This is a genomic window from Metabacillus rhizosphaerae (genome assembly GCF_037201795.1).
In the GTDB taxonomy this organism is placed as follows: domain Bacteria; phylum Bacillota; class Bacilli; order Bacillales; family Bacillaceae; genus Metabacillus; species Metabacillus rhizosphaerae.
In genome coordinates this window covers 4133468-4158338 of the sequence record NZ_CP147403.1, presented here as the reverse complement: position 1 = coordinate 4158338, position 24871 = coordinate 4133468, and the positions used below count along the sequence as shown (strand labels likewise).

The following is a 24871-nucleotide window of genomic DNA, read 5'->3' as shown; positions in this document are numbered from 1 at the left end:
ATAAACTATAGATACATCATGAGAAGGATAAGGAGTTGTCCATCTTGAATCAATTTTTTGGGATCCGTTATGAATTGCAAGTGATGAGAGAAGAACTGCGAACTAGGTTGTTTGATCACAGTTTGTTTGAAATGACTTGTGATGATCATCAAGGAAAAGATACTACTTTGATGCATCATATTAAAGAGGAACTTCAAGATGTAGAACGTGCCTTAATGAAATTTGATAAAGGTATTTACGGATATTGCGAAGAAACAGGTGAAGAAATTCCTTTTGAGAAATTAAGGATACTCCCAACAGCTAGGACAAAATATGATTTTTATTTCCAGGAATTATTTGAACGTAAGTCTCTCCCACAATACGATTATACACATGAAGAAACATATATTACTGGTAGTGATTTTTAAGTCACTGTCGACGTTGGGGCTCAAATTTTCTCTGTAAGAGGAGTAGGTTTGGGCTTTTACTTTTGATAAAAAAATAGTAGCAACTAGCTAGCACTATCCAAGTAGTGCTTAAAACCTCAATATATGATACAATTCATAAGGATAAATGTCACATTTAGCAAAAAAGGAAAGAGGAGAGTTGAGGAATTCGTGTTCTATTACATAATTGCAGCAATAATAATTTTGATTGATCAAGTAACGAAATGGTTTATTGTCAAAAATATGCAGCTTGGAGAGAACATAACCGTAATCGAAAATTTTTTATATATTACATCCCATCGAAATCGGGGAGCAGCATGGGGAATTTTACAAGGACAAATGTGGTTTTTTTATATCATCACAACAATAGTGATTGTTGGTATCATCTATTATATAAAAAAACATACAAAGGAAAATAAGGTAATGGGTATAGCGCTTGGTTTAATGCTAGGTGGAGCAATTGGTAATTTCATTGACCGTTTATTCCGTAAAGAAGTTGTCGATTTTATAAATACATATATCTTTTCATATGACTTCCCAATCTTTAATGTTGCCGATTCTGCATTATGTGTGGGTGTTGTATTGTTATTTATTCATATGTTGTTTTTTGAAGGGAAACAAGAGAAGGAGCAAGCATAAATGGACATCATTGAATTACAAGTTAGTGAAGAGCATAAACATGAACGGATTGATAAATTCTTGTCAACATACAATGACGAGTGGTCGCGTTCTCAAGTTCAACTCTGGATAAAAGATGGTTCAGTTAAAGTAAATGATAAGGAAATAAAAACGAATTATAAATGTCAACTTGCTGATAAAATCGTCGTATCAATCCCAGAACCTGAACCATTAGACGTTATTGCTGAGGATATGGACCTCGATATTTATTATGAAGATCAAGATGTACTCGTTGTAAATAAGCCTAAAGGGATGGTTGTTCATCCAGCACCTGGTCATTTAAGTGGGACACTTGTAAATGGGTTAATGGCTCATTGTCAGGATCTTTCTGGTATAAATGGTGTACTTAGACCAGGAATTGTACATCGAATTGACAAGGACACCTCTGGTTTGTTAATGGTTGCAAAAAATGATATGGCACATGAATCATTGGTTGCGCAATTGGTTGAGAAGTCTGTAACAAGAAGATATAAAGCAATCGTTCATGGGAGTATTCCGCATGACCATGGAACAATCAATGCTCCAATTGGTCGTGATAAGGTTGATCGTCAAAGTATGACTGTTACAAATGTGAGCAGTAAAGATGCTGTAACACATTTTCATGTAATTGAACGCTTTGAGAACTTTACCTTTGTAGAATGTCAGCTTGAAACGGGAAGAACCCATCAAATCCGTGTTCATATGAAATATATAGGCTATCCATTAGTTGGAGATCCGAAATATGGTCCGAAAAAGACGTTGCCTATTAATGGACAGGCACTTCATGCCGGTGTGTTAGGCTTTGAACACCCGCGCACTAAAGAATACCTTGAATTTGAAGCACCTTTACCAGATGAATTTGAGCAAGTTTTAGATCAAATAAAAAATAATCGTTGACACATTTCAACATGTTTGGCATAATAGTTTTAACTTAATAAGAACCTTTAACACAGTCCCGTGAGGCTGAGAAGGAAAACGGAAATGATGACTATGGTCATATTTATGCCATTAGTCTATCTATGTCTTCGTAAACCCTCTCCCAAATCGGTGAGAGGGTTTTTCGTTTTTCAAGGTTACTTTTTAATCCATAATGAAGTTGGAGACACAAGTAACGAAAGGAGTTCGAACAATGACTCAAAAAGCAGTTGTTTTAGATGAGCAGGCAATACGCAGAGCTTTAACAAGAATAGCTCATGAAATTATTGAAAGAAATAAAGGTATTGAGGATAGCGTCTTAGTAGGTATTAAAACTAGAGGTATCCATTTAGCAAAAAGACTAGCAGAGCGTATTGAACAAATTGAAGGAAAAAAAATTGCCATTGGTGAGCTGGATATTACGCTTTATCGAGATGATCTTTCAAAAAAGACAAACAGTCAAGAGCCACTAGTAAAAGGCTCAGACATCCCTGTTGATGTTACAAATCAAAAGGTTATTCTAGTTGATGATGTTTTATATACAGGAAGAACAGTTAGAGCAGCAATGGATGCATTAGTTGATATTGGAAGACCTGCCAATATACAGTTGGCAGTTCTAGTTGATAGAGGACACCGTGAATTACCAATTCGTGCTGATTATGTAGGGAAAAACATCCCAACATCTGGCTCTGAAAAAATAGTAGTAGAGCTTCATGAAGCAGACAAAAATGATCAAGTAACAATCCATGAAAACGAATAGAACCCTTTAAAGAATAGTCCAGAGAGGCTACAAAGGGGAACAAAAAGGCTCAGGTCGCAGTATGCGAATGACGATCTTTTTGTACCTCTTTGCACCTTTTTGCAAAGAGGTTTTTTGATTTAAAAGTAAACCCTTCACACATTCTAACAACATGAAAACTCATTACGGAGGTCCTAATCGTGAAAGAAGAACAAATTATACTAGATGTAAATGATACACCTAAGCCAATGACTTGGTTAGCATTAAGCTTTCAGCATTTATTCGCGATGTTCGGAGCGACTATATTAGTACCATATCTCGTAGAATTAGATCCTGCTGTGGCACTTATCTCAAGTGGGTTAGGTACAATTGCGTTCTTACTTATTACAAAGGGAAAAGTACCTGCATATCTTGGTTCATCTTTCGCATTCATTACACCAATTATTGTTGCAAAGGCTGCAGGTGGTGTTGGAGCCGCGATGGTAGGAAGCTTCTTAGCTGGATTGGTTTACGGAATTATCGCCTTGATTATAAAAGGTACTGGTCATAAATGGATTATGAAAATACTTCCACCAGTTGTAGTAGGACCTGTTATTATCGTTATCGGTTTAGGATTAGCTGGCACTGCAGTTGGAATGGCAACGAATGATCCAACAGGTGAATATAGTTTACAGTACTTTTCAGTAGCGTTAGTAACTTTGCTAATCACAATCTTATGTTCGATCTTCTTAAAAGGATTTTTCAACTTAATACCTGTACTAATAGGGATCACAGGTGGTTACTTATACTCATTAGCAATTGGCATTATAGACTTTTCAAAAGTAACTGCTGCTGGTTGGATACAAGCTCCAAACTTTGTTATCCCATTTGTTGACTACACTCCATCAATATCATTTGAAATCATTCTATTAATGGTACCAGTGGTAGTTGTCACAATTTCTGAGCATATCGGACACCAATTGGTCTTAGGGAAAGTTGTGGGAAGAGATTATATCGAAAATCCTGGTTTACACCGTTCGATTTTAGGTGATGGGGTCGCAACAATGATCGCAGCGTTAATAGGTGGACCTCCAAATACGACATACGGTGAAAACATTGGCGTACTTGCTATTACAAGGGTTTATAGTGTGTTTATCATAGCAGGTGCCGCAGTTTTGGCTATCATCTTTGGATTCATCGGAAAAATATCTGCTTTTATTAGCACAATCCCTACACCAGTTATGGGTGGTGTATCGATACTTCTTTTCGGAATAATTGCTTCATCTGGACTTAGAATGATGATTGACAGCAAGCTTGACCTAGGTAGTAAACGAAACCTGATCATCGCATCTGTTATTCTAGTTATTGGGATTGGTGAAGCAACTTTAAAGATTGGAAACCTTGATTTACATGGAATGGCTTTAGCGGCAATCATTGGAATCATCCTAAATCTTGTTTTACCTTATGATAAAGAAGAAACAATCAATAATAATGAAATAGCATAAATTTGCTTAGATCTTTTAAAGAAAGTCCAGAGAGGCTTGGAAGGGTGTAAGGCAATGTAAGGTATACCAATACCTGAATTTGCTCTACCTTTAAACACTCTGATGGATATGAATCAGGGTGTTTTTTACTAAAAAGGATTAAAGGAGTGGTTAAGGTATGAAAAACCTTCTTACGATGAATCAGCTATCAAATGAAGAAATTTACGCGATTCTAGAAGATGCCGAGCAATACAGATTAGGAAAAGGGTGGACACCAACAAACATGGTGTTTGTCTCAAATCTTTTTTTTGAGCCTAGTACTAGAACCCGTTTCAGTTTTGAAGTCGCGGAAAAGAAATTAGGGCTTCAGGTGCTAAATTTTACTGCTGAACATTCAAGTGTTCAAAAAGGTGAAACCTTATATGATACAGTTAAAACGTTAGAATCTATCGGTGCAAATGCAGTTGTAATTAGACACCAAGAGGATCACTTTTTTGAGGATTTGATTGGTAAGGTATCGATTCCAATTATTAATGCTGGTGACGGATGTGGACACCATCCAACACAATCACTCCTAGACCTTTTAACGATTAAACAAGAATTTGGTAAATTCGAAGGGTTGACCATATCTATCCACGGGGACATTAGACATAGCCGGGTCGCACGTTCAAATGCTGAAGTATTAACAAGGCTTGGAGCAAACGTATTATTCTCTGGTCCTTCCGAGTGGCGTGACCCACTAAACACATTCGGAAAAAATGTAGGAGTAAATGAAGCAATTGCAAAATCAGATGTTGTCATGCTACTTCGAATTCAACATGAGAGACACGATGAAAAATCAAATGCAGAAAATTATTTACAAGAATATGGACTAACGAAAGATAGAGAAAAACAAATGAAAAAAGGTGCGATCATCATGCACCCTGCACCTGTTAATCGAGATGTTGAAATCGATGGTGATCTTATTGAGTGTGATCGATCAAGAATCTTTAAGCAAATGGAAAATGGTGTTTTCGCAAGAATGGCTGTTTTAAAAAGAGCTTTACAACAAATTGAGCAAAATCAGGAGGTAAACAATAATGTTATTTATTCTTAAAAATGGTTTTATTTTAGATGAGCTTGGTGAGTTGAAAAAGGCAGATGTAAAAGTAGAAAACGGAAAGATTACAGAGATCGGAGAAAATCTTCTAACAGAAGGCTACGAAGTCATTCCTGTGGATGGACAGCTAGTATCAACTGGATTCATTGATTTACATGTCCATTTAAGAGAGCCTGGTGGCGAACATAAAGAAACAATCGCCACTGGAACAAAAAGCGCGGCAAAAGGTGGATTTACAACAATTGCACCAATGCCAAACACACGACCTGTTCCAGATACGAAGGAGCAAATGGAATGGTTACAAAATCGAATTAAAGAAACAGCGGTTGTAAAGGTGCTACCATATGCTTCAATTACAACAAGACAGCTTGGTGAGGAATTAACAAACTTCTCCGCACTAAAAGAAGCAGGTGCGTTCGCATTTACAGATGATGGTGTTGGTGTTCAATCAGCTGCAAAAATGCTAGAAGCGATGAAGCAAGCTGCAGCAATTGGAGCAACAATTGTTGCGCATTGTGAAGAAAATACCCTAATCAATAAAGGTTCAGTACATGAAGGTGAGTTTTCAAAGAAACATGGTATCAATGGAATACCTTCTGTATGTGAGTCTGTACATATCGCAAGAGACATTCTTCTTGCTGAAGCTGCAGGCTGTCATTACCATGTTTGTCATATTAGTACAAAGGAATCTGTTCGTGTGGTAAGAGACGCGAAACGTGCAGGAATTAACGTAACAGCAGAAGTAACACCACATCATCTCCTATTGTGTGAAGATGATATTCCAGGATTAGATCCTAACTATAAAATGAATCCTCCTTTAAGAGGGAAAGCAGATCAGGAAGCATTGATTGAAGGCTTACTTGATGGAACAATTGATTTTATCGCAACAGATCATGCACCACATGCTGCAGAAGAAAAAGCCGAAGGGATGCAATTAGCCCCATTTGGGATTGTCGGCTTAGAAACTGCATTTCCGTTATTGTATACACATTTAGTAAAAACCAAGAAATTTTCGCTTAAACAAATCGTTGATTTCTTAACTATAAAACCTGCTCAAGCATTTGGATTATCTGGTGGAAGATTACAAGTAGGTGAGGTTGCAGATTTAACAGTGATTGATTTAGAAACAGAAGCAAAAATTGATCCAAAAGAATTTCTTTCAAAAGGAAAGAACACACCGTTTATTGACTGGGCTTGTAAAGGCTGGCCAACACTAACAATCGTAGATGGAAACATAGTTTGGAGTATAGGGGGCATCACAGTATGAAAAGACAATTAATTTTAGAAGATGGTACAGTATTTTTAGGTGAAGCATTTGGAAGTAATGAAGAAAAATTTGGAGAAGTCGTATTTAATACAGGTATGACAGGTTATCAAGAAATTCTTTCAGATCCTTCATACTGCTGGCAAATTGTAACATTAACTTATCCATTAATCGGAAACTACGGAATTAATCGAGACGATTTTGAAACAATCACTCCTTTTATTAATGGTTTTGTTGTAAAAGAATATTGTGATTTTCCTTCAAACTGGAGAAGTGAATATTCAATCGATGAATATTTTAAAATGAAAAACATTCCTGGAATTGCAGGGATTGATACTCGTAAATTAACAAGAATTATTAGAATGCATGGTACCCTGAAAGGTGCAATTTGTTCGGCAGATGCTAATCCAGAGGAAGTTATTAATAAACTAAAAGGCACTGAATTCCCAATCAACCAAGTGCAAGTTGTATCAACGAAAACTGCCTATCCAAGTCCTGGCAGAGGTCCTCGTATTGTTTTAGTCGATTATGGGATGAAGCACGGCATTCTAAGAGAATTTAATAAACGAAATTGCGATATCGTTGTTGTTCCACATTCTGTAACAGCTGAGGAAGTTTTACAGCTGAAACCTGATGGCATTATGCTTTCAAACGGTCCTGGGGATCCAAAGGATGTTCCAGAAGCAATTGAAATGATCAAAGGTATCATTGGGAAGGTTCCATTTTTCGGTATTTGCCTAGGCCATCAATTATTTGCTTTAGCTTGTGGTGCTGATACAGAAAAATTGAAGTTTGGACATCGTGGGTCAAATCATCCAGTTAAAGAACTTAGCACTGGTAAAGTTGATATCACATCCCAAAACCATAGCTATACAGTAAAAATTGATTCAATTAAAGATACAGAACTAGAAATTACACATGTAGCACTAAATGATGGAACGGTCGAGGGCTTAAAACATAAACATGCTAAAGCATTTTCAGTACAATACCATCCAGAGGCTTCACCTGGTCCAGAGGATGCGAACGGATTATTTGATCAATTTTTAAATCTGATTGAAGCTAATAAGAAAGAAGGGGTTCTATAATGCCAAAACGTACAGACATCAAAAAAATTCTTGTTATCGGTTCAGGCCCAATTGTAATTGGTCAAGCAGCAGAATTTGACTACGCGGGAACACAAGCATGTATCGCTCTTAAAGAAGAGGGCTATGAAGTTGTTCTAGTAAATTCAAATCCAGCAACAATAATGACAGATACGGAAATTGCAGATAAAGTTTATATTGAACCCCTGACTGTTGAATTTTTAAGTAACATTATTCGCAAAGAGCGCCCAGATGCACTTGTACCAACACTTGGTGGTCAAACAGGACTTAACCTTGCTGTTGAACTTGCTGAATCAGGTGTTTTAAAAGAATGTGATGTAGAGATTCTTGGAACTAAGCTTTCTGCTATCAAGCAAGCTGAGGACCGCGATCTATTCAGATCCTTAATGAATGAATTAAATGAACCAGTACCACAAAGTGATATTATTCACAATCTTGAAGAAGCTTTTGCATTTGTTAAGCAAATTGGCTATCCAGTAATCGTTAGACCAGCCTATACATTAGGGGGAACTGGCGGTGGAATCTGCGAAAATGAAGAGGAGTTAATTGAGACTGTAACTAGTGGATTAAAAAACAGTCCAGTTACACAATGTTTACTTGAGAAAAGTATTGCTGGCTTTAAAGAAATTGAATATGAAGTAATGCGCGATTCAAACGACCATGCGATTGTGGTTTGTAACATGGAAAACTTTGACCCTGTAGGCGTTCACACTGGTGATTCAATCGTTTTTGCGCCAAGTCAAACATTAAGTGACCGTGAATATCAAATGCTACGTAATGTTTCATTAAAAATCATCCGTGCGCTAAAAATTGAAGGTGGTTGTAATGTTCAGTTAGCATTAGATCCAGATAGCTTCCAATATTACATCATTGAGGTAAACCCACGTGTAAGTCGTTCATCTGCACTAGCATCGAAAGCAACAGGCTACCCAATTGCTAAGCTTGCTGCGAAAATTGCAGTAGGATTAACACTAGATGAAATGGAAAACCCTGTAACTGGAAAAACATATGCATGCTTCGAGCCAGCACTTGATTATATCGTATCAAAAATTCCGCGCTGGCCTTTTGATAAATTTGAGTCTGGAAACCGTCATTTAGGAACGCAAATGAAGGCAACTGGTGAAGTGATGGCAATCGGACGTACACTTGAAGAATCGTTTCTAAAAGCAGTTCGTTCATTAGAGTCTGATGTAGAGTACTTACGCTTAAAAGACGCGGAAACATTCTCAGATGAAATAGTTGAAAAACGGATTCGCAAAGCAGGTGATGAGCGACTATTTTATATCGCAGAAGCACTTAGAAGAGGTGTAACAAAAGAGCAAATACATGAGTGGAGTAAAATTGATTTGTTCTTCTTAATGAAAATAGAAAAAATCATCTCATTTGAGAAGATTATTAAAGAGAATCCTTATGAACTAACTACCTTACAAAAAGCAAAGGAAATGGGATTTGCGGATGCTGAAATCGCCAACCTTTGGAATTCAAATGAACGTGAAGTTTATGAGCTTCGTAAGCAAGCAAATATCATCCCTGTGTACAAAATGGTTGATACTTGTGCAGCTGAATTTGAATCTGCAACACCATATTTCTATGGTACGTTTGAAGATGAAAACGAATCAATCGTAACAGATAGAGAAAGTGTTGTTGTATTAGGCTCTGGTCCAATCCGAATTGGACAAGGTGTTGAGTTTGATTATGCAACTGTTCACTCAGTTTGGGCAATTAAAGAAGCTGGCTATGAAGCAATTATTGTAAACAACAATCCTGAAACAGTATCAACAGATTTTAGTATTTCGGATAAGCTATATTTTGAACCGTTAACTGTTGAAGATGTTATGCACATTATTGATTTAGAAAAACCAAAAGGTGTTGTCGTTCAATTCGGAGGACAAACAGCGATTAACTTAGCAAGTGAATTAGAGGCTAGAGGTGTTAAAATCCTAGGAACTTCGCTTGAAGATCTTGATCGTGCGGAAGATCGTGATAAATTTGAACAAACATTAGTGAGTTTAGGTGTCCCACAACCACTTGGTAAAACAGCAACATCTGTTGAGCAGGCAGTTAAAATAGCAAGTAATATTGGCTATCCGGTATTAGTACGTCCATCCTATGTATTAGGTGGTCGAGCAATGGAGATTGTGTACCAAGAAACAGAACTTTTACATTACATGACTAATGCGGTAAAAATAAACCCACAACACCCAGTATTAATCGATAAATATTTAACAGGTAAAGAAATTGAGGTTGATGCAATCTCTGATGGAAATACAGTACTTATTCCAGGGATCATGGAACATATTGAACGTGCTGGTGTTCACTCTGGAGATTCAATTGCAGTATATCCACCACAATCTTTATCAGAAGAAGTAAAGAATAATATCATTGATTATACAATCAAACTTGCTAAAGGTTTAAATATCATTGGATTGTTAAACATTCAATTTGTCTTATCCAAGGGAGAGGTTTACGTACTAGAAGTAAATCCTCGTTCAAGCCGTACAGTACCATTCTTAAGTAAAATTACAGGTGTACCAATGGCTAACCTTGCAACAAAGGTAATCTTAGGTGCAAAACTTGAGAAATTAGGCTATGAAACAGGACTTTATCCTGAGAGTGAAGGCGTCTATGTTAAGGCACCTGTGTTCTCATTTGCAAAGCTTCGCAACGTAGATATTACGCTTGGACCTGAAATGAAATCAACTGGTGAGGTAATGGGGAAAGACAGCACTTTAGAAAAGGCTCTTTACAAAGCTTTAGTTGCATCAGGAATTCAAATTAAAAATCATGGCTCTGTTCTTCTAACAATTGCTGATAAAGATAAAGAAGAAGGCTTGGAGATTGCAAAGAGATTCCATCAAATCGGCTATCAAATTCTTGCAACAAGCGGAACAGCAGAACATTTAAAATCATTCAATATTCCTGCAAAAGTTGTTAATAAAATTGGCGTAGAAGAGCCAAATCTACTTGATGTAATCCGTAAAGGGGAAGCACAGTTTGTCATCAACACGCTAACCAAAGGCAAGCAGCCTGCAAGAGACGGCTTTAAAATTCGTCGTGAATCAGTTGAAAACGGTATTCCATGCTTAACATCATTAGATACAGCTGTAGCTATTTTACGTGTCCTTGAGTCAATGACATTCTCTACTGACACAATGCCTAAGATTAACAAACAGCTAGAGGTGAGCTTAACGTGATCAAACAAGAGCTGATGGTCGTTACTAAACAAGAGAAAATCGCAGAACATATTTTTCAGCTAACACTTCAAGGTGAACTTGTATCAGAAATGGGGAATCCTGGTCAATTTGTTCATCTAAAGGTAACAGAGGGGTCTACACCACTCTTAAGAAGACCAATCAGTATTTCTGAAATTAATCTAGAAAAAAAGCAATTCACTATGATATACAGAGCAGAAGGGGCTGGCACACAGCTCCTTTCTAAAAAGAAAACGGAAGAGGTTGTTGATGTATTAGGTCCTTTAGGTAATGGATTTCCAATTGGCGAAATCGAAAAAGGTCAAACGGCCTTACTAGTAGGTGGCGGTATTGGTGTTCCGCCTTTACTAGAATTATCGAGACAATTGGTTGCAAAAGGTGTAAATGTTCAACATGTATTAGGGTTTCAATCAAAATCTGCTGTCTTTCTTGAAGAAGAATTTACTATGCTCGGAAAAACGATAATCACAACAGATGATGGTACTTACGGGTATCAAGGTTTTGTCACGGATGCGATTAAAGATCATAACATACAATTTGATACGATGTTTTCTTGTGGTCCAACACCAATGCTTAAAGCCCTTGAGAGGCTTCATGGACATAAACCGTTATTTTTGTCACTAGAGGAGAGAATGGGATGTGGCATTGGTGCATGTTTTGCATGTGTGTGTCACACGGGTGATGATCCAACTGGTACAAGCTATAAAAAGGTATGTAGTGATGGCCCTGTGTTTAAGGCCGGAGAGGTGGTTTTATAATCATGTTACAAGTTAACTTACCTGGGTTATCGCTTAAAAACCCGATTATGCCAGCATCCGGTTGCTTTGGCTTTGGACGTGAATATAGTAAGCTTTATGACTTAAGTCAACTTGGTTCGATAATGATTAAAGCAAGTACTCAAGAACCACGTTTTGGAAATCCAACACCACGTGTAGCTGAAACAGAAGCTGGTATGCTTAATGCGATTGGGCTTCAAAACCCAGGCGTAGAAAAAGTAGTCTCTAGTGAGCTTGTCTGGCTTGAACAATATGATGTACCAATTATTGCAAATGTTGCTGGTTCGCAAATTGAAGACTATGTCTATGTTGCGGATAAGATTAGTCAGTCAAAAAATGTTCATGCGCTTGAATTAAATATCTCATGCCCTAATGTAAAAACTGGTGGAATTGCATTCGGAACGATACCGGAAATTGCTGCTCAATTAACAAGAGCAGTAAAAGAGGTTTCAAATGTACCTGTATATGTAAAGCTTTCACCCAATGTTGCGAACATCGTTGACATGGCAAAAGCTATTGAACATGCAGGTGCCGATGGATTGACAATGATCAATACATTAATAGGTATGAGGCTTGACATAAAAACAGGTAAACCTGTTATTGCGAATAAAACAGGTGGTTTATCAGGACCTGCAATTAAACCTGTTGCAATAAGGATGATCTATGAAGTAAGCCAAGCTGTAAACATTCCAATTATCGGAATGGGTGGCGTTCAAACTGTTGATGATGTAATCGAATTTTTATATGCGGGTGCAAGTGCAGTAGCAGTAGGGACAGCTAACTTTGTGAATCCGTTTGTATGCCCAGAAATTATCAATCAACTACCTGGCAGATTAAAAGAGCTAGGTTTTGAGCATGTAACGGAATGTATCGGAAGGAGCTGGAAGTAATGATCGAAAGACCTCTAATTATTGCACTTGATTTCAAGGATCACGCAGAAGTAGATGAATTTTTGAATCATTTTCATGATGAAAAGCTTTTCGTAAAGGTAGGAATGGAGCTATTTTATCAAGAAGGCCCTGCGATTATTTCCCATATAAAGCAACGTGGACATGATATTTTCCTAGATTTAAAACTACATGATATTCCAAACACAGTAAAACAAGCGATGCGAGGCTTAGCTAAACTTGATGTTGATCTTGTGAATGTACATGCAGCAGGAGGAAAAAAAATGATGGAAGCAGCAATTGAAGGCTTAGAAGCTGGAACACCTGCAGGAAAACAGCGTCCAGCATGTATTGCTGTTACACAGCTAACAAGTACATCCCAAGCAATGGTTGAAACAGAATTGTTAATTAATGAAAAGATAGATAACGTTGTTCTTCATTATGCCAATATGGCTAAGGAGAGTGGCTTAGATGGTGTCGTTTGTTCAACACATGAGGTTGTAGCAATAAATGAAAAGCTCAGTTCGTCATTTATGACGGTTACACCTGGAATCCGTATGAGAGAGGATTCTGCTGATGATCAAACGAGAATCGCAACACCAGATCAAGCTCGTCGCCTAGGTTCCACAGCAATTGTAGTTGGAAGAAGTATTACAAAACAACAAGATCCATATAAAGCATATCTGAAAGTGAAAAATTCTTGGGAGGAAATAGAATCATGAAACAATCAATTGCAAAACATCTATTAGAAATCAAGGCAGTCTATCTCCAACCAAATGAACCTTTTACATGGTCTAGTGGAATAAAATCACCTATTTATTGTGATAATCGCCTAACATTATCATTCCCAGAAATCCGCACACAGATTGCAGAAGGCCTTGCCGGCTTAATAAAAGATCATTTTCCAGGAGTAGATGTAATTGCTGGAACTGCAACAGCTGGTATTCCACATGCTGCATGGGTAAGTGATGAATTAAACTTGCCAATGTGTTATGTGCGAAGTAAAGCAAAAGGACACGGTAAAGGTAATCAAATCGAAGGGCAAGTATCGGAAAACCAAAAGGTTGTTGTTGTTGAAGATCTTATCTCAACTGGAGGAAGTGCAATTACCGCTGTTGAGGCTCTTCGTGCGTCAGGTTGTGAAGTACTTGGGATCGTTTCGATTTTCACTTATGGTCTTGCAGTTGGAGAAGAAAAGCTTAATGATGCAAACGTAGCAGCAAAGTCATTATGTGATTATGATACATTAATTGAAGTTGCCGCTAAAGAAGGATATGTAAGTGAACAAGAGCTTAACAAGTTAAAAATGTGGAGAGAAAATCCCTCATCAGAAGCTTGGTTAGAAAATTAAAAGCATAAGAAAAAAACTGTTAGAAGGCCACTTTCTTGAGTGATAGAGGGTGGCTTTCTTTGTCTTTTGTGAATATCTCCGCTAATGCCAGCACAACTTTGTTTTTAAGCATATAATTGGATTATCTCATTTAATTTTGATAACTTTAATAAAATGAAAAGAAGTGCTAATTCTATGCTGAGGTGATGAAGATGAATTTAAATGATTGGTTTTTTAAAGGGCTTACATTTGAACAATATAAAAATCAGATGACTGTAAATAAAAATGAGTTGCTTTCTATCTATGACCGTTTTATTTTAAATGAAGATGATAATGTCCTTTTAGAGAAGATTCAAGGGAAACAACTTAGAGTAATTGTTTTGACCGAAGATTGGTGTGGTGATGCACTTGTTAATAATCCTATTTTGTTAAAAATTGCAGAAGCTTCTAATATGGAGGTGCGATTTTTACTAAGAGATCAAAATCTTGAGCTAATGGATCAATATTTGACAAATGGTACTTCTCGTGCGATTCCAATCTTTATTTTTATTGATCAAAATGGAGATGAACAAGCTGTTTGGGGACCAAGAGCACAGAAGATACAAAACTTAGTTGATCTTGAAAGAAGGGCACTACCAGCAAACGATTCACCAGACTTCAAAGATAAGCAAATGGAGATGTATAAAAAGCTCCGGAATTCTTATCTAAATGATGAGTCAATCTGGGAAACGATTTCTTATAGTATTATTACGCTACTTAAAGGTAAGGATCTTCATCATCAATAAATTTGATAAATATATAATAGGTCAAAATCGAAGAGCAGTGGATTTCACGAGATGAAATGCACTGCTTTTTATGGTGATTGATTTTTTTTAACATAACTGAAGAGGGGAAAACAATTTTATTTTTACATTGATGCCCTGTTAATCATAAAATGTTTGAATATCAGTTTAACCATTTTCCTAAGCTTGGTTATAGTTGTATTGGTCTTGATTATAATGGTTTGGGGAAATCAGATAGGCAGTTAAATTGCGTGGGTGAAGGCAATCAATTAAAGAGGATTGCCTTTTTGGAATAGAAAAAATTGCTATTTTAGTAAAGAGTGATTTTACAAACTAGAAACCATAAAAATAAACGCAGCAACCGCACCTGTCAAAAAGCATCCTTTGTAAACGAGATTAAACCATTTATCAGGAATTTTCACTTTTTCTAAAACAACGAACAACGCAAGCCCAAGTAAAGAAAAAATGTAGGCGTGTTTCGTTGATTTTATTTCATTTAAAAAGTGTCTGTTTGGTTTATACATAAACACATATGCTATACAAAAACAAAAAAGATAAAAACCAACAATTGAATATAAAATATTCAAAATGATCCCCCACATACTAGCTTCACTCCCAATTCTGTCTATTAGTACTAGTTTACGAGGTGCAAAAAGGAATATGCTTATTGCAAAACAAGTTTTACCCATGAATATCACTAATCATGTGATGCATAATCTAATAATTGTCCAAATTGTTAAGAAAAAAAAATTCTCAGTAAAATTATTAATCCGATGGATAAACTCGGGTTGACATTTAAAAGAATTGTGTTAAAATTTTGAATCAATAGGATATTTCTTATCAATAGTGGTGAAGGGAAATGGCCCAAGGAAGCCCAGCAACTTACTGATAAAAGAAGTTTATTGGTGAGCAGCTAAAATTAAGATGACTATACTAAATGATTGAAAAAATGAAACTTACATGTATAATTCATACTGAAATGGTTGGTTTTTGGTTTTAATCCCGACTATTAACGTAAGAATATACGGGTTTTAAAACCAAGTTAAATAGTATGAAAGAAAGAGGTGAATAGTATGCTAACTTTTCAGAATTGGAATGAAGTGAGCGAGGAGTTTGAAGTAGACGACACCTATAAAGGTGCTTTGAATGTATTAAAATGGGCATATGACCATTATGGAGAAGAAATTGTTTATGCTTGTAGCTTTGGAATTGAAGGTATTGTTTTAATCGATTTAATTTCAAAGGTAAAGCCTAATGCTAAAATTGTGTTCTTGGATACAGATGTTCATTTTAAAGAAACATATGAACTAATAGAGAAAGTGAAGGAGAAATATCCAACACTTAATATTGAGTTAAAAAAACCAAAGCTAACATTAGAAGAGCAAGCTAAAACATTCGGTGATAAGCTCTGGGAAACTGCTCCAAATAAATGCTGTGATATCCGAAAAATTGCTCCTTTAAATGAAACACTACAAGGTTCTACTGCATGGATATCGGGACTAAGACGTGAACAATCAGAAACGAGAAAACACGTTAATTATATAAACAAGGATGATCGCTTTCATTCAATTAAAATTTGCCCGCTTATTCATTGGTCGTGGAAGGATGTATGGAGATACGTTCATAAAAATGACTTAATTTACAATCCATTACATGACAGAGGATATCCGAGCATTGGCTGTTTTCATTGCACAAAGCCTGCTTTTGATGAAAATGATTTAAGATCTGGCAGATGGTCTGGGCAAATGAAAACAGAATGTGGCCTCCATCAATAGGGGGAAATGAACGATGTTAGAGATAATTGCAATTGTGATCAGCTTCTTTTTTGCGATGAATATAGGTGCAAGTGGCGCAGCTGCTTCAATGGGTGTCGCATATGGTTCAGGAGCGATTTTACGCCCTAGGAATGCCCTTATTTTATGTGCGATAGGCATTATATTAGGAGCAGTTATTGGCGGAGGAGAAGTTGTCAAGACGATAAGTTCAGGAATTATTCCATCGTCACTTATCTCAATAAAAATTGTTGTCATCATCCTCTTTTCAGCAACTTTTTCACTTTTTTTAGCTAATTTACTAGGTATACCTCTATCAACAAGTGAAGTAACAGTTGGTTCTGTAGTTGGTGTAGGAATTGCTAATCAAGCATTATATGAGAACAATTTGTTTTGGATTGTTTTTTATTGGGTCATCATTCCGATTATTGCTTTTGGGATCGCGTTTATTTTTATAAAAATATTACATTACTTTAAAATAACTGAAAAGTATGCTTTTCAAGGAAAGGTTATAACGTATCTTCTTATTTTCGCAGGGTTTTTCGAGGCCTTTTCAGCAGGAATGAATAATGTAGCTAATGCAGTCGGACCTCTAGTAAGTGCAGAAATCCTATCAGTTTCTAAAGGAACATTGATTGGGGGATTATTTGTTGCGTTAGGTGCACTTCTGTTAGGTCGTCGAGTACTTGAAACTAACGGTAAGAAGATTACTAGTTTTTCAAAAATTGAAGGTATTCTTATTTCTAGTACTGGTGCAACCTTGGTAACCATCGCATCGATTTTTGGAATCCCAGTACCTCTTACTCAAATTACAACATCTTCAATCTTAGGGATTGGAATCGCAAAATCAGGTACAAATGTGTTTCAGCAAAAAATTGTTAAAAACATGTTAATGGTTTGGTTGATTTCTCCACTAATATCACTTACGATGTCATATTTTTTAGTTAAGTTGTTTATTGAAGCAGATTTATATACGATTTTTGTTTTGGCTAGTCTTTTGCTTGCCACAGTTGGAGCTCTTAGTTTAATGAAGGCTAGCAAACAAGAAAGAAGTACTGTTCATGAAGAGGGTGGGGGGATTTAATTATAATCCCCATTAAATATATTGTATTTATCAGAATTTGAATTGGAGGATATTAAAATGAGCTTACTTCCACACGGAGGAAAATTAATTCAAAAATTATCTTTAGGAGCAAATGTTTCACATATTCTACAAGAGATCGAGCTTGATGCAATTTCATTGAGTGATTTAGAGTTAATTGCTATTGGTGCTTATAGCCCAATTGAAGGATTTTTAACACAAGAAGATTACGAGTCTGTTGTTGAAAATATGAAATTAAAAAACGGTCATGTGTGGAGTATTCCGATCACATTACCAGTAACTGAAGAAAAAGCGGCTACCCTTGCAATCGGTGACGAGGTTCGACTTGTTTCAGGAAATGTTACATATGGGACGATCAACGTTTCAGACATTTTCACACCTGATAAGCAAAAAGAGGCAGTAAATGTATATCGTACAAATGAGCTTGCACATCCTGGTGTTAAAAAAATGTTTGAACGCGGGAATGTCTATGTTGGAGGAGAAATCACACTTGTTCAACGTCCAGAAAAGAAATTTGCGGAATATTATTTTGATCCTAAAGAATCAAGAGCGAAATTTGCTGAATTAAACTGGAAAACGATTGTTGGCTTCCAAACTCGTAACCCAGTACACCGTGCACATGAATATATTCAGAAAACAGCACTTGAAACGGTTGACGGATTATTCTTAAATCCTCTAGTGGGAGAAACAAAATCAGATGATATTCCGGCACATATTCGCATGGAAAGCTATGAGGTTTTACTGAAAAACTATTATCCGGAAGATCGTGTACATTTAGCTGTGTTCCCAGCTGCAATGAGATATGCAGGTCCACGTGAAGCAATTTTCCATGCAATGGTGCGTAAAAACTACGGTTGCACACATTTCATTGTTGGAAGAGATCATGCTGGTGTTGGTGATTATTACGGTACGTATGAGGCACAGGAAATTTTCTCTAACTTTACTGCAGATGAATTAGGCATTACACCGTTATTTTTTGAACACAGCTTCTATTGCACAAAATGTGAAGCAATGGCTTCATCAAAAACTTGCCCACATGGTAATGAAGATCGCGTGATTTTATCTGGAACAAAGGTTCGTGCAATGCTTCGGAATGGAGAATTACCACCAAGCACGTTTAGCCGTAAAGAAGTTGTTGAAGTGTTGATTAAAGGAATGAAAGAAACAGTAAATTCATAAGGAGGTCACCCACATGGCAACGAACAACATTGTGTGGCATGACTCATCTGTCACTAAAGAAGAACGAAGAAAGAAAAATAACTATCAAAGCATGTGTATTTGGTTTACAGGTCTTTCGGGATCAGGAAAATCAACATTAGCAAATGCGCTTGCAAGACATTTATTTGAAGCTAATATTCAAACATATGTCTTGGATGGGGATAATATCAGACACGGATTAAATAAAGATTTGGGCTTTACTGATGAAGATCGTAAAGAAAACATCCGTCGTATTGGCGAAGTGTCAAAATTATTTGTTGACAGTGGTCAAATCGTGTTAACTGCTTTTATTTCACCATTTCGTGAAGATAGACAACAGGTAAGAGATATTCTTTCAGATGATGAATTTTTTGAAGTGTATGTTAAATGTTCATTAGATGAATGTGAAGTTCGCGATCCGAAGGGGTTATATAAAAAGGCGAGAAATAATGAAATAAAACATTTCACAGGAATTGATTCACCATATGAGGAACCAGAAAACCCAGCTATAATAGTAGATACGGAAACTCAAACTGTTGAAGAATCTGTGAAACAAATTGTAGATTACCTTGTCCAAAAACACTTGATTATGGTAAATTAACGTTAAGGTCACAAGATTATTCGGTAAGTATATAGACTATAAAGGTAGCAATCGGTGATTATACGATTGCTACTTTTTCACATCTGGCATTACTTCTTAATGGTTATTATTATTCACTGATGGATTAATGGATAAGATTGACTGGTGGGAGGTTACGCTAATGAAAACTACCCAAAGCGAGGCATTAACATTATGAAGCAAGCAGTATTGTATATTTGTCATGGAAGTCGTGTTCCAAAGGCTCGCGAGGAAGCATTTGCATTTATTGATAAAGTAAAACCAGAGGTACAAGCACAAATTCAAGAGGTGTGCTTTTTGGAATTAGCAGAGCCATCAATCGAGGCAGGTTTTACATCATGTGTGGATCAAGGTGCAACACATATTGCAGTAGTCCCGTTACTTCTTTTAACAGCTGCCCATGCGAAAAGTGATATTCCAGATGAGCTTGCTCATGTGAGGGCCATGTATCCTAAGGTTTTCGTTACATACGGTAGACCAATAGGTGTAGACAACAAATTAGCACATATGCTAGTTGACAAAATGATTCAAAAAGCAGATATCAAGAATTCATCAATTGCGATTCTTGTTGGTAGAGGTAGTAGTGATATGGATGTTGTTCGTGATTTAAATGAAATTTCATCTGTACTTTATGGTAAATCAAACTTAAAACAAGTTCATACTTGCTTTTTAACAGCAGCAAGTCCAAGATTTGATCAAATGATAGATGATCTTTACCATTCTAATGAACATTCGATATTTGTGATTCCTTATTTAATCTTTACAGGTTTATTAAAGAGAGAAATCGACCAAACGATTAATAAGTATGGTTGGGGAGACCGACAAATCGAGGTATGTTCATATCTTGGTCCTCACCCAATCCTACTTGAGTTATTTATAGAACGAGTAAATGAAGCAATTGACAACAAAGATTGTGAATATACTTTTACTAGAGGTTTAAGCCATGATACCACTCCACATTAATGTAAAAGATAAGAACGTACTTGTAGTTGGTGGAGGCAAGATCGCGCTTAGACGACTTCTTCTTTTTTTAGAGGAAGGAGCAAATGTCATTGTTGTTAGTCCAGAGGTAGTTGTAGAAATTAAAGATTTAAGCAATCAGAAGAAACTACTTTGGCTAGAAAAAAAGGTTGAGTTATCTGATTTAGAACATGCGTTTATAATTATTGCAGCAACAAACGTCCCAGCAATAAATGAATGGATTGCTGAAAATGCTAAAATAAATCAATTAATAAACGTTGCTAGCAATGCCGAAAAAGGGAATGTAATAGTTCCGAAATCTATAAAAAAAGGTAGATTAACCATGTCTGTTTCAACAAATGGGGCAAGTCCAGTACTTGCCAAACAAATTTGTGAACAGCTCTCATTGCAGTTTGATGATCAGTTTATAGAAGAGTTAGATCAAATGTATAAAATACGTATGAACAAAAAACGTAAAAATTAGTATAGTTTGGAGAATGGATGGACTAATCTTAGTTCATCCATTTTTTTGTATATAAACAAACTAAGAAATATAAACTGAAAGTAAATGTTGTTAATGGTAAATTCAAGAATATTTATAGTTAATATTACCTAATTGATACATATTTCGCCATTTTTATTTACAATATATGCTAAGATGATATTGACCACTTTTTTAATAGAGTTATAGAGTTTTGGATACATAATTTAGTCATATTAGATTAGTAAGGAGGAATTATGAAAAGGGCATTATTACCTACTTTTTGTTTTGCAGTATTATCAACAATTGCTTTTGAAGAAACAGTTTTTGCTGCACAAAGTGAAAGGATAGATAACGAAAGTGTGTATAAATCAACAAAATATGTAAATGTAAGCAGTGGTTTCTTAAACCTAAGAGAAAGTGCGTCGACTAGTTCAAAAGTTATTGCAACATTTATAAAGGGGACAGAGGTAACTGTTTACTCGGAGGCCAATGGCTGGTCGAAAATAGTGGCAAATGGAAAAGAAGGATATGTAAGTTCTAGATATTTAACATCGAAAAACTTAGACAAAAGCACTAGTACACTACAAACCTCTGAATCAATAACAAAATATGTAAATGTAAGCAGTGGTACGTTAAACTTGCGGAAAAGTGGGTCAACGAGTGCAGAATTGGTCACATCCCTAAAAAAGGGAACAGAAGTAACTGTTTACTCGGAAGCCAATGGCTGGTCGAAAATAGTGGCAAATGGGAAAGAAGGATATGTAAGTTCCAAATACTTAACTTCTGCAAACTCGGAAAAAAGCACAAGTTCAACACCCGAAGCAACACCAACTGCGAGATCAACAACAAAATATGTGAATGTAAGCAGCGGTTCGTTAAACTTGCGGAAGAGTGGGTCAACGAGTGCTACAATAATCACATCCTTAAAAAAGGGAACAGAAGTGATCTTTTACTCGGAAGCCAATGGCTGGTCGAAAATTAAGGCAAATGGAAAAGTCGGATATGTGAGTTCCGCTTACTTAACAAACAAAAACTCTGATACAGGATCTGGCTCAGTACATACATCTGAACCAACAATTAGGTATGTAAATGTAAATAGTGGATCGTTAAATATGAGGAAAAGTGCATCAACCAATGCTTCTATTATCTTAAAACTTACAAACGGAAAAGAAGTTAAGGTGTACTCAGAAGCAAATGGCTGGTCGAAAGTCGAAGTTTTTGGACAAATAGGCTATGTTAGTAGTCAATACCTAACTGCATCTATATCAAATAAAGATAAAGTTACTAAACCAAATTCTTCGGCTCAACAACCTACCAAGAAGTATGTCATTGTAAGTGAAAGGTCGAGCTTGAACGTAAGAAATAAAGCCTCGGTGAGTGGAACGGTTGTCACAAAATTAACAAAGGGAACAGAAGTAACAGTTTATTCTGAGGCAAATGGATGGTCGAAGATTGAAGAAAATGGACAAGAAGGGTATGTAAGTTCCGCTTATCTGACTGTAATAAAACCAAATTCCGAAACAATCGTAAAGCCTAAACAAATTGAGGAAAAGAAATTTGTTAATGTTAACCTTGGTTCCAGCTTGAATATGCGGAATAGTGCATCAACAAATTCATCAATTATCCTTAAACTTGCTCGAGGTGTCGAGATAACTGTATACTCGGAAACAAATGGCTGGTCAAAAGTTAAAGCCTACGAGAAGTATGGGTATGTAAGTTCACAATATCTCTCTACCTATAAGCCGAGTGCTGGATCAGAACTTGATGCTGTTCCGGGTGAACAATCTGATGTAAATGATACCAATGAGAACAAAATGATTTCTAAGTATGTAAATGTTATGTATGGATCAGCTTTAAACCTAAGAACAGAGGCTTCCACTAGTGGGTCTATCGTAACGAAACTTTCTCGAGGTACAATTGTTACAGTTTATTCTGAAGAAAATGATTGGGCTAGGGTTACAGTTAACGGGAAAACAGGCTATGTAAGTTCACAATATTTGTCATTGACAGAACCGTATAATCCAAGCACACCTAATGATGTTGATGCTGAAAAAATAACAAATTACTATAACATTCCTTTGAGCGAATTAACGGATATTCAAATGGCTGTTAATCCACAAACAGATAAGAAATATAATACTTATATTAGGGAAGATGCTTTAACCATAAACAATTCTACTTCTGCTACAGTTAAAGGTGCTGGATGGAATGTTCGTGGAGGTGCGGGAACTAATTTTTGGGTAGTTGGCACTGTTAGTAAAGGACAACCTTTGCAAATCTTGTCAAAAGTAAAGGGTAATGATGGATATGATTGGTACCAAGTTAGCTATAATAAATCTTGGGTAAATGCTAGTCCTGAAGATGTAACATATTACTTAGATCCCAATAATTTTCTAAGTACGCCAGTTGATTCACTTCAATATCTGAAATTATCTCTTCCGGCTAATCTTAATCCAACTGAGGTAAATGAGAAAATCCTTTCTGGAAAAGGTAGTTTGCAAGGATTAGCTTCTGCTTTTATAACAGCAGGGAAAGCGTATAATGTGAATGAAATTTATTTAATCTCACATGCATTACTAGAAACTGGTAATGGTACCTCCCAGCTTTCAACAGGAGTCCAAATAAACGGGAAAACTGTTTATAATATGTATGGAATAGGTGCATATGATGGATCTGCTCTATCAAGTGGTGCTCAGTATGCTTATAATGCTGGATGGTTTACTCCTGAAGCTGCAATTATTGGTGGATCAAAGTTTATCGCGCAGGGTTATATTAATGCAGGGCAAGATACCCTTTATAAAATGAGATGGAATCCTAGCTCTAGTGCTTCAAATGGCTATGCTTCTCATCAATATGCAACAGATATAGGCTGGGCAGCAAAGCAAGTAAAACAAATACATAATTTATATAGTTTAATAGACTCCTATAAATTAGTATTAGATGTTCCAACTTTTAAAAATTAATTATGAATGAGGGTGACTCAGGATAGGATATCCCTTAGATTGAGTCACCCTCTATTTAGTGGTCTATTGTTTTGAAATAGTTTAAATAGATTTACTAATGGTCATATTTTTAGTGGATTGTTTAGTCGTTTCCTGAACAATAAAGACCGCTAAAATAACCAACAAAATGCCAAAGTATTGCCAAATACTTAATTTTTCATTAAAAAGCAAAATACCTACAATTGTTGCTACTACAGGTTCTATAGTAGCGATAATTGATGCTCTGCTTGATTCTATGAAATTCAGCCCTTTTGTATATAAAATAAACGCAAGCATTGTTGAAAGTAATCCGAGACCTAATATGTATAGCCAGACATCTAAACTCCTGAATAATGGTAAAACAGTCCATAGACCACTAAAGGGTGTTATTGCAGCGGCTGCAAAAATAAAGGTATATACTGTAACTGTTAAAGTGTCATACTTTACTAGAGCAAATTTCCCGAAAATACTATAAAGGGCATAAAACACACCTGATCCAATACCAAGCATTACTCCATATAATGTAATAGATCCATTTAAGTTTGGTAAGATACCAATAACAAATGAACAACCTATAAAAGTAGTAATTAAAGATATAACCTTTTTAGGTGTTAGTAATTCTTTAAACAAGACCCTTGAAAAAATTGTTACAAATGCAGGTGCTGTATAGAGAAGGATGCTTGCTATTGAAATAGAGGTTTCTTGAATTGCTTGGAATAAACACCAATTGAAAAGGACAATACTAAAAATTCCTGTACCTATAAAATACTTACTATCTGAAATGTTTATTTTCAATGCTTGTGGATTCTTAATTAAGACAAAAATAAATAGAAAGAACATTGCAGACATAGCACGGATCGCGACCACTTGTGTTGGTGTAAATCCTATTTCATAAAGATAGGTTACAAAAAAACCAATCATACCCCATAAAGCTGCACCTGTAACTATATATAGATAGGCTAATTTTTTATCCATAATTCCACTCCTACATAAAAGACCTAAATTTATAAGAAAAAGTTATATTGAAAAGTTTAGTTTATAGTGTTAATAGAATGAGGATGACTTAGAAAGGGGTGATTCCTAAGTCATCCTCATTAAGAATAA

General features: G+C 36.1%; 23 protein-coding genes. 21 read left to right on the top strand and 2 right to left on the bottom strand.

The window, feature by feature from the left end; all coding sequences use genetic code 11:
• The first annotated feature begins 44 nt into the window (after nucleotides 1-44).
• From WCV66_RS20210 to WCV66_RS20145, 14 genes are all read left to right on the top strand, one after another.
• Complete coding sequence (locus WCV66_RS20210) at nucleotides 45-407, top strand: TraR/DksA family transcriptional regulator (RefSeq protein ID WP_396652550.1); 363 nt, start codon at nucleotides 45-47, stop codon at nucleotides 405-407.
• A gap of 189 nt (nucleotides 408-596) precedes the next feature.
• Nucleotides 597-1064, top strand: coding sequence for a signal peptidase II (lspA, locus tag WCV66_RS20205; protein ID WP_066337949.1), 468 nt, complete (start codon nucleotides 597-599; stop codon nucleotides 1062-1064).
• A complete protein-coding gene (locus tag WCV66_RS20200; protein WP_066337946.1) occupies nucleotides 1065-1979 on the top strand; it encodes an RluA family pseudouridine synthase in 915 nt (304 codons plus the stop codon).
• A gap of 232 nt (nucleotides 1980-2211) precedes the next feature.
• Nucleotides 2212-2757 carry a bifunctional pyr operon transcriptional regulator/uracil phosphoribosyltransferase PyrR gene (gene pyrR / locus WCV66_RS20195; RefSeq protein WP_066337944.1) on the top strand — a complete coding sequence of 182 codons (546 nt, stop codon included), beginning with the start codon at nucleotides 2212-2214 and terminating at the stop codon, nucleotides 2755-2757.
• A gap of 227 nt (nucleotides 2758-2984) precedes the next feature.
• On the top strand, nucleotides 2985-4220 hold the full coding sequence (locus WCV66_RS20190; RefSeq protein WP_066338035.1) for a solute carrier family 23 protein: 1236 nt from the start codon (nucleotides 2985-2987) through the stop codon (nucleotides 4218-4220).
• A gap of 157 nt (nucleotides 4221-4377) precedes the next feature.
• Nucleotides 4378-5295 carry an aspartate carbamoyltransferase catalytic subunit gene (locus tag WCV66_RS20185; protein ID WP_338786656.1) on the top strand — a complete coding sequence of 306 codons (918 nt, stop codon included), beginning with the start codon at nucleotides 4378-4380 and terminating at the stop codon, nucleotides 5293-5295.
• A complete protein-coding gene (locus WCV66_RS20180) occupies nucleotides 5279-6565 on the top strand; it encodes a dihydroorotase (protein ID WP_338786655.1) in 1287 nt (428 codons plus the stop codon). The genes WCV66_RS20185 and WCV66_RS20180 overlap by 17 nt, the downstream gene beginning before the upstream one ends.
• Nucleotides 6562-7647 carry a carbamoyl phosphate synthase small subunit gene (locus tag WCV66_RS20175; protein WP_338786654.1) on the top strand — a complete coding sequence of 362 codons (1086 nt, stop codon included), beginning with the start codon at nucleotides 6562-6564 and terminating at the stop codon, nucleotides 7645-7647. The genes WCV66_RS20180 and WCV66_RS20175 overlap by 4 nt, the downstream gene beginning before the upstream one ends.
• A complete protein-coding gene (gene carB, locus WCV66_RS20170; protein WP_338786653.1) occupies nucleotides 7647-10859 on the top strand; it encodes a carbamoyl-phosphate synthase large subunit in 3213 nt (1070 codons plus the stop codon). The genes WCV66_RS20175 and carB overlap by 1 nt, the downstream gene beginning before the upstream one ends.
• Entirely contained in the window at nucleotides 10859-11635 is a 777-nt protein-coding gene (locus WCV66_RS20165) for a dihydroorotate dehydrogenase electron transfer subunit (protein WP_338789504.1), read from the top strand. The genes carB and WCV66_RS20165 overlap by 1 nt, the downstream gene beginning before the upstream one ends.
• Nucleotides 11636-11637: 2 nt before the next feature.
• On the top strand, nucleotides 11638-12543 hold the full coding sequence (locus WCV66_RS20160; RefSeq protein WP_338786652.1) for a dihydroorotate dehydrogenase: 906 nt from the start codon (nucleotides 11638-11640) through the stop codon (nucleotides 12541-12543).
• Between the two features lie 2 nt (nucleotides 12544-12545).
• On the top strand, nucleotides 12546-13262 hold the full coding sequence (gene pyrF / locus WCV66_RS20155) for an orotidine-5'-phosphate decarboxylase (RefSeq protein ID WP_066338033.1): 717 nt from the start codon (nucleotides 12546-12548) through the stop codon (nucleotides 13260-13262).
• Nucleotides 13259-13891 (top strand): orotate phosphoribosyltransferase, encoded by a 633-nt coding sequence (gene pyrE / locus WCV66_RS20150; protein ID WP_338786651.1) that lies wholly within the window; start codon nucleotides 13259-13261, stop codon nucleotides 13889-13891. Before pyrF ends, pyrE begins: the two co-directional genes overlap by 4 nt.
• A gap of 191 nt (nucleotides 13892-14082) precedes the next feature.
• The gene (locus tag WCV66_RS20145) at nucleotides 14083-14655 is read left to right on the top strand and encodes a thioredoxin family protein (RefSeq protein WP_338786650.1); all 573 of its coding nucleotides are present in this window, start codon (nucleotides 14083-14085) and stop codon (nucleotides 14653-14655) included.
• A 323-nt stretch (nucleotides 14656-14978) separates the two neighbouring features.
• Here the strand turns inward: WCV66_RS20145 and WCV66_RS20140 are convergent, their stop codons facing one another.
• A complete protein-coding gene (locus WCV66_RS20140) occupies nucleotides 14979-15239 on the bottom strand; it encodes a hypothetical protein (protein WP_338786649.1) in 261 nt (86 codons plus the stop codon).
• Between the two features lie 486 nt (nucleotides 15240-15725).
• On the opposite strand from WCV66_RS20140, the gene WCV66_RS20135 reads away from it, so the two are divergent.
• The 7 genes from WCV66_RS20135 (at nucleotide 15726) to WCV66_RS20105 (ending at nucleotide 23749) form a co-directional block, all read left to right on the top strand.
• Entirely contained in the window at nucleotides 15726-16427 is a 702-nt protein-coding gene (locus WCV66_RS20135) for a phosphoadenylyl-sulfate reductase (RefSeq protein ID WP_066337924.1), read from the top strand.
• Between the two features lie 13 nt (nucleotides 16428-16440).
• Nucleotides 16441-17508, top strand: a complete 1068-nt coding sequence (locus WCV66_RS20130; RefSeq protein WP_338786647.1) for an inorganic phosphate transporter — start codon at nucleotides 16441-16443, stop codon at nucleotides 17506-17508.
• A gap of 57 nt (nucleotides 17509-17565) precedes the next feature.
• The gene (sat, locus tag WCV66_RS20125; RefSeq protein WP_338786646.1) at nucleotides 17566-18705 is read left to right on the top strand and encodes a sulfate adenylyltransferase; all 1140 of its coding nucleotides are present in this window, start codon (nucleotides 17566-17568) and stop codon (nucleotides 18703-18705) included.
• A gap of 13 nt (nucleotides 18706-18718) precedes the next feature.
• On the top strand, nucleotides 18719-19324 hold the full coding sequence (gene cysC, locus WCV66_RS20120; RefSeq protein WP_338786645.1) for an adenylyl-sulfate kinase: 606 nt from the start codon (nucleotides 18719-18721) through the stop codon (nucleotides 19322-19324).
• A 192-nt stretch (nucleotides 19325-19516) separates the two neighbouring features.
• Nucleotides 19517-20305 carry a sirohydrochlorin chelatase gene (locus WCV66_RS20115; protein ID WP_338786644.1) on the top strand — a complete coding sequence of 263 codons (789 nt, stop codon included), beginning with the start codon at nucleotides 19517-19519 and terminating at the stop codon, nucleotides 20303-20305.
• Nucleotides 20286-20786, top strand: a complete 501-nt coding sequence (locus WCV66_RS20110; protein ID WP_338786643.1) for an NAD(P)-dependent oxidoreductase — start codon at nucleotides 20286-20288, stop codon at nucleotides 20784-20786. Before WCV66_RS20115 ends, WCV66_RS20110 begins: the two co-directional genes overlap by 20 nt.
• 254 nt (nucleotides 20787-21040) lie before the next feature.
• Entirely contained in the window at nucleotides 21041-23749 is a 2709-nt protein-coding gene (locus tag WCV66_RS20105; RefSeq protein ID WP_338786642.1) for an SH3 domain-containing protein, read from the top strand.
• A gap of 81 nt (nucleotides 23750-23830) precedes the next feature.
• Here the strand turns inward: WCV66_RS20105 and WCV66_RS20100 are convergent, their stop codons facing one another.
• Complete coding sequence (locus WCV66_RS20100; protein ID WP_066337907.1) at nucleotides 23831-24742, bottom strand: DMT family transporter; 912 nt, start codon at nucleotides 24740-24742, stop codon at nucleotides 23831-23833.
• Nucleotides 24743-24871 lie beyond the last annotated feature (129 nt).

What these genes read in the sequence shown, in the direction of transcription:
- WCV66_RS20200 (WP_066337946.1), top strand. Translation starts at nt 1,065, where the DNA reads ATGGACATCATTGAATTACAAGTTAGTGAAGAGCATAAACATGAACGG.
- pyrR (WP_066337944.1), top strand. Translation starts at nt 2,212, where the DNA reads ATGACTCAAAAAGCAGTTGTTTTAGATGAGCAGGCAATACGCAGAGCT.
- WCV66_RS20190 (WP_066338035.1), top strand. Translation starts at nt 2,985, where the DNA reads ATGACTTGGTTAGCATTAAGCTTTCAGCATTTATTCGCGATGTTCGGA.
- WCV66_RS20185 (WP_338786656.1), top strand. Translation starts at nt 4,378, where the DNA reads ATGAAAAACCTTCTTACGATGAATCAGCTATCAAATGAAGAAATTTAC.
- WCV66_RS20180 (WP_338786655.1), top strand. Translation starts at nt 5,279, where the DNA reads ATGTTATTTATTCTTAAAAATGGTTTTATTTTAGATGAGCTTGGTGAG.
- WCV66_RS20175 (WP_338786654.1), top strand. Translation starts at nt 6,562, where the DNA reads ATGAAAAGACAATTAATTTTAGAAGATGGTACAGTATTTTTAGGTGAA.
- carB (WP_338786653.1), top strand. Translation starts at nt 7,647, where the DNA reads ATGCCAAAACGTACAGACATCAAAAAAATTCTTGTTATCGGTTCAGGC.
- WCV66_RS20160 (WP_338786652.1), top strand. Translation starts at nt 11,638, where the DNA reads ATGTTACAAGTTAACTTACCTGGGTTATCGCTTAAAAACCCGATTATG.
- pyrE (WP_338786651.1), top strand. Translation starts at nt 13,259, where the DNA reads ATGAAACAATCAATTGCAAAACATCTATTAGAAATCAAGGCAGTCTAT.
- WCV66_RS20145 (WP_338786650.1), top strand. Translation starts at nt 14,083, where the DNA reads ATGAATTTAAATGATTGGTTTTTTAAAGGGCTTACATTTGAACAATAT.
- WCV66_RS20135 (WP_066337924.1), top strand. Translation starts at nt 15,726, where the DNA reads ATGCTAACTTTTCAGAATTGGAATGAAGTGAGCGAGGAGTTTGAAGTA.
- WCV66_RS20130 (WP_338786647.1), top strand. Translation starts at nt 16,441, where the DNA reads ATGTTAGAGATAATTGCAATTGTGATCAGCTTCTTTTTTGCGATGAAT.
- sat (WP_338786646.1), top strand. Translation starts at nt 17,566, where the DNA reads ATGAGCTTACTTCCACACGGAGGAAAATTAATTCAAAAATTATCTTTA.
- cysC (WP_338786645.1), top strand. Translation starts at nt 18,719, where the DNA reads ATGGCAACGAACAACATTGTGTGGCATGACTCATCTGTCACTAAAGAA.
- WCV66_RS20115 (WP_338786644.1), top strand. Translation starts at nt 19,517, where the DNA reads ATGAAGCAAGCAGTATTGTATATTTGTCATGGAAGTCGTGTTCCAAAG.
- WCV66_RS20110 (WP_338786643.1), top strand. Translation starts at nt 20,286, where the DNA reads ATGATACCACTCCACATTAATGTAAAAGATAAGAACGTACTTGTAGTT.
- WCV66_RS20105 (WP_338786642.1), top strand. Translation starts at nt 21,041, where the DNA reads ATGAAAAGGGCATTATTACCTACTTTTTGTTTTGCAGTATTATCAACA.
- WCV66_RS20100 (WP_066337907.1), bottom strand. Translation starts at nt 24,742, where the DNA reads ATGGATAAAAAATTAGCCTATCTATATATAGTTACAGGTGCAGCTTTA.